This window comes from Pseudomonas aylmerensis (genome assembly GCF_001702265.1).
In the GTDB taxonomy this organism is placed as follows: Bacteria; Pseudomonadota; Gammaproteobacteria; order Pseudomonadales; family Pseudomonadaceae; genus Aquipseudomonas; species Aquipseudomonas aylmerensis.
In genome coordinates, this window is sequence record NZ_MAUE01000008.1 from 16596 (window position 1) to 29036 (window position 12441).

The 12441-nt window shown below is 60.5% G+C and carries 7 protein-coding genes; 5 read left to right on the top strand and 2 right to left on the bottom strand.

All coding sequences use genetic code 11. From position 1 onward, the window contains the following. Nucleotides 1–65 precede the first annotated feature (65 nt). Nucleotides 66–1127, top strand: coding sequence for an FUSC family protein (locus BBG20_RS05435; RefSeq protein ID WP_065900953.1), 1062 nt, complete (start codon nucleotides 66–68; stop codon nucleotides 1125–1127). 92 nt (nucleotides 1128–1219) lie between these two features. Here the strand turns inward: BBG20_RS05435 and BBG20_RS05440 are convergent, their stop codons facing one another. Together BBG20_RS05440 and BBG20_RS05445 are read right to left on the bottom strand one after the other, a co-directional pair. After that, a complete protein-coding gene (locus BBG20_RS05440; RefSeq protein ID WP_065900955.1) occupies nucleotides 1220–5665 on the bottom strand; it encodes a mitochondrial porin family protein in 4446 nt (1481 codons plus the stop codon). Between the two features lie 402 nt (nucleotides 5666–6067). Next, nucleotides 6068–6826, bottom strand: coding sequence for a TetR/AcrR family transcriptional regulator (locus BBG20_RS05445; RefSeq protein WP_065900958.1), 759 nt, complete (start codon nucleotides 6824–6826; stop codon nucleotides 6068–6070). 357 nt (nucleotides 6827–7183) lie between these two features. Between BBG20_RS05445 and BBG20_RS05450 the strand changes: the two genes are divergently transcribed. From BBG20_RS05450 to BBG20_RS05465, 4 genes are read left to right on the top strand one after another with little or no spacing between them, the layout of a single operon-like run. Next, nucleotides 7184–7891 carry an ABC transporter ATP-binding protein gene (locus tag BBG20_RS05450; RefSeq protein WP_065900960.1) on the top strand — a complete coding sequence of 236 codons (708 nt, stop codon included), beginning with the start codon at nucleotides 7184–7186 and terminating at the stop codon, nucleotides 7889–7891. Beyond that, the gene (locus BBG20_RS05455) at nucleotides 7888–9105 is read left to right on the top strand and encodes an ABC transporter permease (protein ID WP_065900962.1); all 1218 of its coding nucleotides are present in this window, start codon (nucleotides 7888–7890) and stop codon (nucleotides 9103–9105) included. The genes BBG20_RS05450 and BBG20_RS05455 overlap by 4 nt, the downstream gene beginning before the upstream one ends. Next, a complete protein-coding gene (locus BBG20_RS05460) occupies nucleotides 9098–10576 on the top strand; it encodes a TolC family protein (protein ID WP_065900964.1) in 1479 nt (492 codons plus the stop codon). Before BBG20_RS05455 ends, BBG20_RS05460 begins: the two co-directional genes overlap by 8 nt. Beyond that, the gene (locus BBG20_RS05465; RefSeq protein WP_065900966.1) at nucleotides 10566–11807 is read left to right on the top strand and encodes an efflux RND transporter periplasmic adaptor subunit; all 1242 of its coding nucleotides are present in this window, start codon (nucleotides 10566–10568) and stop codon (nucleotides 11805–11807) included. Before BBG20_RS05460 ends, BBG20_RS05465 begins: the two co-directional genes overlap by 11 nt. Nucleotides 11808–12441 lie beyond the last annotated feature (634 nt).

Genomic DNA, 12441 nt, shown 5'->3' on the forward strand with positions numbered 1-12441 from the left:
GCAGGCAAGCCAGCGCCCACATTGGCTCGAGTTAACCCTGACTTTTTGAGGCCCCTTCAATACCGATGAACCTGCCCCTGTTTGCCCGGCGCCTGCTGCGCCCCCTGCTCGACCCCTACCGCCGCTATCGGCATGCCAAGCTGATCCACGCCGTGCGCGTGTCCATCGGCCTGCTGGCAACGATCCTGCTCACCACCGGCATCAACCTGCCCCACGGTGAGTGGGCCTCGGTGACCATGTTGATCGTGATCGGCGGCCTGCAGCACCACGGCAATATCGGCAAGAAAGCCGTGGAGCGCGCCTACGGCACCTTGATCGGCGCCAGTGTCGGCTTGCTGCTGGTGGTGCAACAGGCCTACTTCGGCCTGCCGTTGCTCACCTACCTGTTGATGTCAGTGGTGTGCGGGTTCTTTTCCTACCACGCCATCGGCAAGGGCGGGTACATCGCGCTGCTGTCGGCGATCACTGTGTTTATCGTCGCGGGGCATGGCGACAACCCGATCTCGGACGGTTTGTGGCGCACGGTCGATATCCTGATCGGTATCATGCTGGCCCTGGCCTTCTCGTTCGCCCTGCCGCTGTATGCCGTGTACTCATGGCGCTACAACCTGGCCAGCGCCCTGCGCGACTGCGCCGCGATCTATAGCCGCATCATCAATGGCCAGTCGGTGACTGACGATGAACACCTGAAACTGCTCAACCGCCTCAACGCGGCGATGCTGCAGTTGCGCTCGCTGATGCCGTCGGTGTCCAAGGAAGTGCGCATCTCCATGACCGAGCTGGACGCGATCCAGCGCCACCTGCGCATGTGCATCAGCACCCTGGAGATCCTCGGCAACACTCGGCCCGACCCACGCGATGAACAGGCGATGGCGCGCATGCAGGTCATGTTGAAAGCCGAGCACCGGCAGATCCGGGTGCAACTGGTGGGAATGGCGCGGGCGTTGAAGTCGGGGGTGACGGAACGGCTGGAACGGCCGAGCCACATCACCGGCAACGAACCTGCGCTGGATGCGCCGGTGTACAGTGCGCTGGATGGGTATCGGTTGTTGACGGTGCAGTTGGCGGCGAACGTGGATGCGATGCGGGGGCGGCTGGCGAAAAGCGCGAAGCGGTGGGGGATTTAAGGCGATTAAAAAAGGCCGACTCAGGTATGAGTCGGCCATGATACCGAGCGTCAACAATAGCTATTTCACGAACAGTCTGCAGGCTTGATTATCTATCTTTCTCTTATCCAAATATTATCAACTGCAAAATCATTGCCTCGCTCATCATCCACATGATTATAGATACCGAGAATTACTGTACCCGTGGTTGTTGCAGTAAAGAATCCGCTGCCTGTTCTCCAGACTATCTGATTCTGGGTATCTACGGCGGCGCCAATAGCAGAACCATTCAATGTTAGTTGCAGTATGGTCCCAACGATGCCGGTATTGCTAATAGCAGTCACTGAAAAACCCAGATCATAAGAGCGATTTGCCTCAACTTGAATAGCGCGCGTCATCACCGGACCTGCGTAACCTATCCAACGATCTGTGTACGAGGACACGTAACCAGAACCCACACTGAGGTTCCCGTTGGCATAACTGCCCTGCGGTACCCAGCCTTGGAAGGTGTTGTCATTAAAATCCCAAGTAATCGACAACTTGGTTCGTTGTACCAAGGTATAAGTCGTCGTCGGAAAGGTGACAGCATCTCCAGGCAGCTGACTGCCATTGAGCGTTACTTGACACTTCACCTGGATCTGCTGGTTATTGGGTACGGACTCCAACCACGTGCGCAGCACAGCCTTGCCAGTCAACCCGTTCGCCGCTTCGGTTGCCGATATGGCAACGCCGTTGAGCACATACAAGTCGGCCACCCCAGCACTGCTACAAATAATCCACACCCGTTGCCCCGTTGCACTGAAATGCCATTTCGCCACCGCCGCCAGCGCGTTGCCGGTAAATGTGTTCAGATCCAATCTTCCACCCGTAGCGATGTTATTAATGATTGCGCGTGGCAAGTTCGCCGCAGAAATCGGTGTGACCGTCACGACTACGGTATTAGATGGTTTGGTCGCGCCGCTACGCGTTACCTCGTACCTGAGGGTGAACGTCCGGTTACTGCTGCCGATATTGGCCGCGATGGCGCCGGAGGGAATCGTGAAGTCAACGGAGCCACTTGTGCTGCCGTCCTTGGCTGCAATGTCGGGAGAGCCCGCAGCACCGTTACCCACCATGAAGACTTTGATACGGTCGGTCCCCTGCATGTCGGGGTAGGACACCCGCACCGTACCGCCATTCAAGGCGCTCAACGGAGCCAGGGTCACCGAGGCGCCACTGCCGGCCGCTTGAATCAGTACGGGCAGGGGCAAGTCCCCAAGCCCTGCACGCACTGTGTAGATGGACTGCTGGAACAGTTGGGCGTTGGCCTCGACAGCGCTGCCGTCAAAGGTCACTCTGCAGGAGACGGTGATCTGTTGATTGTTCGGCAATGCCGCGAGCCAACTGCGCAGGACTGCCTTGTTCGCCAGCCCGTTCTGCGCTTCCGGTGCCGTAATCGCGACGCCATTGAGCACGAGCAAATCAGCTGAACCAGCACTGCTGCACCTCAACCAGACGCGCTGGCCGGCCACACTCAAGCGCCACTTGGCGACAGATGCGGTGGGGTTGCCGGTAAAGGTGCTGAGATCAAGTATGCCGCCACTGTTAATGTTGTTGATCAGCGGTCGTGTAAGGTCCGACGCGTTAAGCCCCTGCACGGTCAGTGTCTGAACAAAGGAGTCCACCGCTTCGCCATTGATGGTGGCGATATAACGCAACTCGATGATCTTGCCCACACTGTCGGCGAGGATCTTCTGGCTGATGGCAAAGTCAACGCGACCGCCGTCCAGGCCGTCCTTCGCGGCGATGCTGGCCATGGTGCCGTCAGGGTAGATCCAGTGGGGTTGAATTCGGTGCGAGCCATTCATCCCCCCATAGGCGACCGTCACCGAGGCGGTATTTTCGTAGTCCAGCGGATAAATGCTCAGGTTAGCGCCGATACGGTTGGCGAAGGCCGGCGCCGGCAATGTCGAAGGAATCGCCTGCACAATATGCTCGCGTACTCCAAACAATACCGCCTGGTCCTTGCTCAAACTTTCGGACAAGGTCACCCAGAAGCGGACGGTCAGTCGCGAGCCATCCTTGAGCCGGCGCAGTTTGTCTACCGGCGCAGGCGGGGAAATACCATTCGTCTCACCAATGGTGGTGACCAGATTGGCCGTGTAGGTGTTCTCGATAAACGGCGTGTCATCAGCATAAGTGCCCTCGTAGGTCATCCACATACGCTGGTTGGCCGCGATGAAGTTCCACACGGAAACACGCGTGCGGGCGGCATCGTTGATTTGCGACAGTTGCAACACCATGCTGTCGCCCACTCCGTCGATGGTCGGCGTAGGCAGCCCGGTCAGCGGCAGCAGTTCCAGATCCAGTACATCCGACTCGTAAAGAAAGGTCCCCCTGAAGAAGTGGTACTGCACGCTGATGTGATTGCCGTCCTGGCGAATACCTTTGGCGATAAACTCGCTTGGAATCGGAACGCTCACCTCGTTGGTGGCGGGGTTGCCCTGCACTTCTGTGGCGTAGCTGCCGTTGCCATCGGGGCTGAGCCAGTCGATAAAAATCCGATCGGTCGCGTGCATCTGCCGAAATTTCACGATTACGTGGGCGCCCGACAAAGCTGCCAACGGGTCGAGACGATCCGGGAAGCGCTGGGCTTCGGCGACTTCCGGACGGTCCAACTCCACACCCACGCCAACGGTGAGGTTCAGCACTTCCGAGCGCAATACCTGCCGGGGTGGTCCGACGCGTTCCAGGCTGTAGCTGATGCGCAGGCTGCCGTTGAGGTTGAAGTCGAGGATGGTGCGGCTGACCGGGAATGTCAGTGGCCGGCCCTGGGTCGCCGCATTGACATGAATGGTGCCATTGGCCGAGCCGCCCAGGGCTGAACCGACGCAAATCCAGTGGTACACGTCGCCGTCTCGGGCATCGAGGTAGGGCAAGGTCAGCAGCACGGTCGGGCCGGGAATGCGATCGGGGTTGATATTGTTGCCTTCGGTGCCCTGAAGCTGCGGCTGCGGCATGTCGACAACACGTTCGCCCACTTGGGCACCCACCTCTGCCGATTTGCGCGTGGTGACACCGTCGGTCACCACGTAGTAGAAATAAATCAGGCCCAGGCCGTTGAACTGTTGCAGGTCCTCCTTGCTGACATAACGGCTGCCACCCTGGGTGCCCGCCAGTTGGGAATCTAAATAGGGGGTACCACCGCCGCCGGGTATGCGGTGCTCGATGTACAGGGTTTCCAGCCAGTCGGGGTCATGCGGTTCGTAGAAAGGCACGGTGACGGTGATGTCATCCTCAGGGTCAATCAAGCCCAGTTCGATTGGGTTGATCGTCACTCCCGGCATTGACACTGGTGTGCCGATCACGGTGACGGTGATGCTGCCAGACTGGCCCAGGGATTCGCCACTGGCGGTTTGCCAGAGGAACGACACGCGGAACGAGCCGCCGACCAATTGTTCGATAATTTCGCGCCCTACGAACACCGTGGTAAAGCCCAGGTTGTTGTCCGTCACCGCCGGCAGCGGGAAGACATCCGTTGAGCCATCGGCAAAGGTGGCGAACAGGCTGACGAAAACCTGATGCCGTGGGTTCGGCGTCGGAAATTGTCGGGTTGTGAGCACCACCACTTCAAAGGTCGAGTCGCTTTGGGTATCGAAGTCGATCTGGCTGGACTCCTCGCCATCGACCAGGAAAATCGGCGAGCCAAGCAGGCTGGGGTCCAGTTCGCTCATCAGGATGTAACGCTTGGAATATGCGTATTTTTCCCCGGACATGTTCTCCACCACGTCCTGCACCCGAAAGCGCAAGGTCAGGGGCCCCAGTTGGCCGCCCTGGAGGATGATGTCTTTGCTGACGAACACCCGGATCGGTCCGCTGCCAGCCGCCTCTGCAGGGCTGACAATGTGTATGACGAAGATGCCGTCCCAGGACAGTTCGATACGGTCGTTCTGGCGGATATGTTCATACGGTTCGATCAGGCACCAGACGCCGCCCTCGGCAATCAACCGGTCAATCGTCGACCCTTCCGGCAAGCCCTCGACGGTCATCACCAGGCCGGTATGCCACTCACTGCCCGGGTCAGTATCAGTGCCGCCGGGGCGAGTGGTCTTGATCAGGATGGTTTGCAACGGCGAGGTGCTCTCCTGAAAGGTGCCGGCGCGCAATACCCGGCCGTACATCGGTATCTCGCCTTCAGGAACATGCTCTCTGGGCACGAACAGGCCGTACCTCGGCTCGTCCTCAAGAGTAATATCGGCCGCTACTGCGTTAAGCAGATCATCCAGGTAAAGGCCGTAAAAGTCGGAAAGGCTCCACCCGGTCCACTTTTCAAACACGAAGTAGGCATACGGGGTGACATGGCGGATGGCCAGGCCGTACACGGCGTTTTCCGGGTAAAGGGTGGCGTGCAGTGGGATATGGGGGTAGGCGGAAAAAGGCGGGTCGAGGTCTTCGATCCGCCGGGGGCTGTTGGCCGTTGGGTTGGGGGTGTTGTAGACCACCATGTCCTGTGACAGCAGCAGCGGTGGGGCTTCATCACCGCGGGAATCGGCGGCGGGATCAACGGGTAGATTGGACATGGAACGGACTCCTTGCTGGAGGGGATGCGCGCGGAAATAGGCGCGCATGAGGCAAGGAAAATCAGACACCCGCAGGGAGTGAGCGTCTACCTGTCAGAATTGACAGTAGCGACGGACGGCAAATCGCTCATGGAAAAATCAGAAAAGCCTCACTGGACAAAACTTCAAACCTTCACACTTTTTCTTACATATTTTTCACGTTTTATTCACATCCCAAGACGTAGGGTAAAGCCTCATCCGTTACAAACGTTGCACATCAAGCCCGCCGCCCCAGCGGGCTTTTTTTTGCGCGTTTTTTGCCAGGATCGACTCCCCGGCGAAAAACCCAGGCGCCGCGTTCAGTTTGAAATTGAACGTTATCGCTTTGAGTTTTTCGCCGGCAAACCGGCATCTACAGGACTATCAGCGCGTAGCCTTGGCGGCCGGGGCTGCCGCTTGCTCGCGAATGGCACGCTGGGTATCCAGCACCTTGGCCAAGGCGTTTTCGGCTTCCGGACTTTGCTGGGGCACGCGAATCGCCGCGGACACCAGGGTGATCAGCTTGGCCATGACTTCGGCGTCAGTGGCCGGGCGTCCCAGGCTCATGGAGTTCATCAGCAGGCGCAATTCGGTGCCGGCCATGACCCCGGAAATGGCCTTGAGCGCAAATTGCAGGCGCACGCCCAGCTCATTGCGCGGCAGGTCCGGCAGCGCCAGGGCAAAGGCTTCGAAAAAGCGCTGGAATACCGGCTGGTAATGGACCTTGAGATATTCCTGGATAAACGGCGACGTGTCGCTGTAGACCCGCCCCAGGAACCGGATGAACGAGCGCCCTTCCCCGCTGGCACTCGCCGGGTCACTGCGCTCCAGGCCCATGGCCGGCGCAAACAGCACCCCGAGCAACGTGTCGCAGTCCAGCGGCCCGTCGGATTCGGCTTCGCAGCGCGCCAGCAGTTCCAGGCGCTGCTCGTTGAGCGGCTCGAGGCGCTGCATCAGCAGGGTTTTCATCAGGGAATCCTTGTCCCCGAAGTGATAATTCACCGCGGCCAGGTTCACCTGGGCACGCTCGGTGATCTGCCGCAGCAGCACGGCGTCGTAGCCGTATTTGATGAAGAGAGCCTCTGTCGCATCCAGCAGTCGAGTCTTGGTTACATTTGGAGCGCTGAGTTTCTTCGCGACCATACAAGTTCCACGTGGGAAATATTGTTTTAAAAAATAATTTGATTTTTTATACCGGGGCCGCTGATCGAAAGCAAGTAGTGACACTGCGCCATATGATTGAAAGCCTTTGCCGGCGGGCTCGTTGAGGGTAGTTGAAGGGTTTTTGCCGAGCCTGCTCGCCTGTCGGGGAAATCATTTCAAAGGGTAAAACCGCTCTATATCCATGGCTGGCGAAGCGCGTAGAACACGGTTAGTATTCAAACAATATTTTAAAAACAAGAAATAAAACCAGTCCGTGATGCGTTCCAGGCAGCTCCCGAACTTGTTACAAGGATTTACCGGGGGCAGTGCGGCCGCGTCGAGACTGAAGGCGTAGTCATGATGACAGATACCCCCGCGCACCCAGGCTTGATTTCCCTGCAAGGCATCGGCAAAAGCTATCAGCTGGCCGGTCAACACCTGTCCATTCTCAATGATGTGTGCCTGACGATCGCCAGCGGCGACAGTTGCGGCATTCTCGGCGCTTCCGGGTCCGGTAAAAGTACCCTGCTGAATATCCTTGGCCTGCTCGACCTGCCCAATTGCGGCAAATACCACTTTGCCGGTCACGATATTTTCAGCGCCAGCCCCGATCAGTTGGCGGCGATCCGCAACCAGCAGATCGGTTTTGTGTTCCAGAGCTTCAACCTGCTGCCCCGCCTGAGTGCCCTCGACAATGTCGCCCTGCCCCTGAGCTACCGCGGTGTGTCGCGTCACGAATCGGTGGAGCAGGCCCTGCGCATGCTTGAACAGGTCGGCCTGGCCGAACGCGCCCATCACCGCCCTGCCGACCTCTCCGGCGGCCAGCGCCAACGCGTGGCGATTGCCCGCGCGCTGGTGGGCAACCCTTCGGTGATCCTCGCCGACGAGCCCACCGGCAACCTCGACAGCACCACCGCACAGGACATCATGGACCTGCTCCTGGAGTTGAACCGCGAGCAGCAGGTGACGCTGATCATCGTCACCCACGACCCTCACATCGCCGAGCGCCTGGAACGCAAGATCCTGGTACGCAATGGCGTGGTGCAAGAGGCCGGTCGCCTATGAGGGGGCAGGCACAGAGCAGCCTGCGGGTCGAGCAGAGTCTCGGCCAACTGCTGCATGAAGCCTTGGTGAGCCTGCGCACCCTGGGTAAACGCTCGATCCTGGCCCTGCTCGGCATCGTGATCGGCAGCTCTTCGGTGGTGGCGTTGATCAATATCGGCCACAACGCGGCGGTGGATGCCGCGATGATTTTCAAGGACATGGGCACCGACACGCTGGTCGCCCAGTTTGCCACCAAGGGCAGCAATACTGCGCCGATGCGCGCCCGCCTGGATCTGGAGGCAGTGCGCCAGGCGGCACCAGGGATCGAACATATCGGCGCATTGACGCTGTTCAGCGGCCCCCTGCTGTTCCATGGACGTACCGTCAATGCCAACTTCGTCGGTAGCACCGACGATATCAAGGACGCGATGCGACTGGTGGTGCGCGAGGGACGGTTCCTGACGAGCTTCGACGCCAATGAGACCTACGCCGTGATCGGTGACCAGCTGTTCCAGGCGTTGAGTACACCGGGCGATCCGCTGAAATTGGGTGATCGCGTGCGCATCAACGACTACCTGTTTCTGCTGGTCGGCATCCTGCAATCCCAGCCCCGCGCAATGCTGATGCCGGTACAGGCCAACGAATCACTGTTTCTCCCCGCCGAGGGCATGCGCCGCATCTACGCAACCCCGCAAATTGGCAATGTGATCATCCGCGCCGCCCCCGAACAGAACATGGACCTTATTGCTAAGCAGGCGGCCGCGGCCTTGCAAACGCAAACGCCCAATCATGAAGTCGCAATCACGGTGCCCCAGCAAATGATCGATGGCATGACCCGCCAAAGCCGTACGTTCGCCTACCTGCTGCTGGCACTGGGGGCGATCTCCCTGGTGGGCGGCGGCGTGGGGGTGATGAACGTGATGCTGATGAACGTCTCGGAACGCCGCCGCGAAATCGGCATTCGCATGGCCCTGGGTGCACGCCAGCGCGATATCCGCAACCTGTTCCTGCTCGAGGCCGTGACACTCACGGCAGTGGGGGCCTTGTGCGGCGCGGTGTTGGGCATGACCTGCGCCTGGCTGTACGCGTGGATGTCGGGCTGGACATTTGCGCTGGCCACCGCCGCGCTGCCCTTGGGCGTGGGGAGCACGTTGCTGGTGGGCTTGTTCTTCGGTATCTATCCGGCGGTCTCGGCCTCGCGGCTGCAGCCGGTGGAGGCCTTGCGCGATGAGTAAATGGCTGTGGTTGCTCGCCTTGATCAGCCTGCACGGCATGGCCGCCGACATTGTCATCAAGCCGTCCGCACCCAGCACCACCCGCAGCGGCTACGACCGGGGCGTGTCGTTGAAGGCCCAGGCAACCGACATGACCCTCGGTGACGCCGTGTACCTGGGCCTGCGCAACAACCCGGCTATCCGCAGTGCGTATCTGCAACGGGTGGCGCAGAAGTTCGATCTGCGCGTGGCCGAGGATGTGTTCAACCCCAAGCTCACCCTCAACAGTTATTACCGCAGCAACCGTGGCTCGGCCGACAACGCGCGCAATGCCAACGTCGCCCCGGCCACCAGCCTGCTCGGCGAGTACGGCACCCGCCTGAGCATGGCCTGGACCCAGCAACTGAACAACGCCGACCGCGCCGGCCGCTACCGCAGCGACGGCCTCGACCTGGCGATCATCCAGCCATTGATGCGCGGCGCCGGCTGGGACGCCACCACCGCGCCGCTGCGCCTGTCTCGCCTGTCGGAACAGGCCAACCGCCTGAACCTCAAGGCCACCGTGGCCCAGACCATCAGCCAGATCATCGCCACCTACCGCGAATTGCTGCGTGCCCAGGAGCAACTGAGCATCGTGCAGGACGCCCTCAAGCGGTCCGGCACGTTGCTGGAGGTGAACAAGGCGTTGATCAGCGCCGGACGCATGGCCGAGTTCGAAATCGTGCAGACCGAAGCCGATATCGCCACCCAGCAACTCGGTGTCGAGGAAGCCCAGAACCAGCTCGACACCAGCCGCCTGGCCCTGCTGCGCTTGCTGGCGCTGGACCTGTCCACGCCGATTCGCGCCACCGAAGCCCTGGAGGCCAGCCCCCTGCAGATCGACAAGCGCCAGGCCTTCAACCTGGCGCAGAACCAGCAACCGGAATACCTCGCCGCCCTGCTCGGCAGCCAGCAGGCCGACCTCAACCTGGTGATCGCCAAGGACTCCGGGCGCTGGCAGGTGGACCTGGTGGCCGGCGCCAATCAGGTCCGCGACGCCTACGACAACGATGCCGGCCGCTCCAACAACCGCACTTGGGACAGCTACGCTGGAGTGCAGGTGCAGATCCCCATCGGCGACATCAGCACGCGCCAGGCCGAAGTGCGTGCGCGGGTGAATGTGGAGGATCAGGAGATCCGCATCACCGATGCGCGCCAGGAACTGGAACGCAACGTCAACGACGTGGTACGTGACCTCGGCACCCGCTGGCGGCAATACCAGATATCCCAGCGCGCGGTGGAATTGTCGCGGCGCAAGATCGAGATCGAGCGCGAAAAACTCAGCGCCGGACGCTCCACCAACTTCCAGGTGCTGAGCTTCGAGACTGACCTGCGCAACGCCGAGAACGCGCAACTCAATGCGCTGATCGCTTATTTGAACGCCCAGACCCAGCTTGACTTGACCCTGGGCATGACGCTGGAAAGTTGGGAAATCGCCCTCAATGACTACTAAACACAAAGGCCTGTTGGTTGTATTGATCGTGCTGCTGGCCGGCGCGGGGCTGGCCCTGCGCAACCCGACTGGAGGCCCCGCCACCGTCGGCGAGCAATGGTTGGCGGTGAAGCCCGACCCGCTGGTGCACCAGATCGGTCTGGTAGGCAAGATCGAACCCGACACCACCCTGACCCTCACTGCGCCCTTCGATGGCACTGTGCAGGCCAACCTGGTGGAGCAAGGCCAGCAGGTCGAAGCCGGGCAGGTGCTGCTGCGCATGGACCCGGCGATCCTCGAAGTGCAATTGCGCGAAGCCCTCTCCGCGCAGCTCAAGGCACGGCGCACCGTGCAAGAGATGCAGGACTGGGACAGCGGCCCCACCGTCAGCCGCGCCCGGCGCAGCCTGCGCACGGCCGAAATGAGCGCCGGCAACACCCAGCGCAAGCTGACCGAAAGCGAAAACCTGTTCCAGCGCGGCATCATTCCGCGCAACGAACTGGACGACCTCAGGCAGCAGACCCAGCAGCAACAGCTTGACCTCGCTTCAGCGCGCAGTGAGCTGCAACAGGCACTGGACCAGGGCAAAGGCGAATACCGGCAGATCGCGGACATGGAGCTGACCAACGCGACGGTGAAATACGATGCCCTGCACACACTGCTCGAAGGCAAGGAGCTCAAGGCACCGTTTTCCGGGATCGTAGTGCCGCCGCCCGGCAACAACGCCACTCAGGGCGGCGGCGGCAACAACGCACCGGTGCAGGCCGGCAGCAGGGTCAACCAGGGGCAGGTACTGTTTGGCCTGGCCAATATCGAACGGCTGAAAATCGTCGCCAAAGTCTCGGAGCTGGACATCAACCAGCTCCATCAGGGCCAGGCGGTGGAAGTGATGGGCGACGGCTTTGATGGGGAGCGGCTGAGCGGCTCGGTGAGCGTGGTCAGCGGCCTGGCGATTTCCAGCGACGGCCAGGGCAGCGCGCAGTTTCCGGTGACCCTGTCGATCCCCAAGCTGACACCGCAGCAGTTGCAGCGAGTGCGGCTGGGGATGAGTGCGCGCTTGACCATCGTCACGTACAACAATGAACAGGCGATGGTGATTCCAAGCCAGGCGCTCCAGGCGGACATGACCGTGGAGTATCGAGCGGCAATGGATAAACCGGTGGAGCGCGTCAAGGTCACCACCGGGCAATCGACCCCACAGGGGGTGGAGGTGTTTGGCCTGAAACCTGGGTATGTGAAGATCCCGGGATAAATGAACATTCAAATATGAGGGGCTGGCTTGCGGTTATCTGCTGATACAGGGGTGACTGAGCCGCCGCTATCGCAGGCAAGCCAGCTCCCACAGTGGAGCTGCGCCAGGCACAGGAATCAGGCCTGCCATAAACCAGTGTGGGAACTGAGCCAGACACAGGAATCAGTCCCGCCACAAATCAGTGTGGGAGCTGGCTTGCCTGCGAAGGCGGTGGATCAGCTGCATCATGGTTGACTGACACTGCGCCTTCGCGAGCAAGCCCGCTCCCACAGTGGAGCTGCGCCAGGCACAAGAATCAGACCTGCCACAAACCAGTGTGGGAACTGAGCCAGACACAGGAATCAGGCAAGCCACAAACCAGTGTGGGAGCTGAGCCAGGCACAGGATTCAGCCCCGCCACAAATCAGTGTGGGAGCTGGCTTGCCTGCGAAGGCGGCGGCTCAGCTGCATCATGGTTGGCTGACACTGCGCCTTCGCGAGCAAGCCCGCTCCCACAGTGGAACTGTGCCCAGACACAGGAATCAGGCCTGCCACAAATCAGTGTGGGAGCTGAACCAGGCACAGGATTCAGTCCCGCCACAAATCAGTGTGGGAGCTGGCTTGCCTGCGAAGGCGGTGGGTCAGCTGCATCATG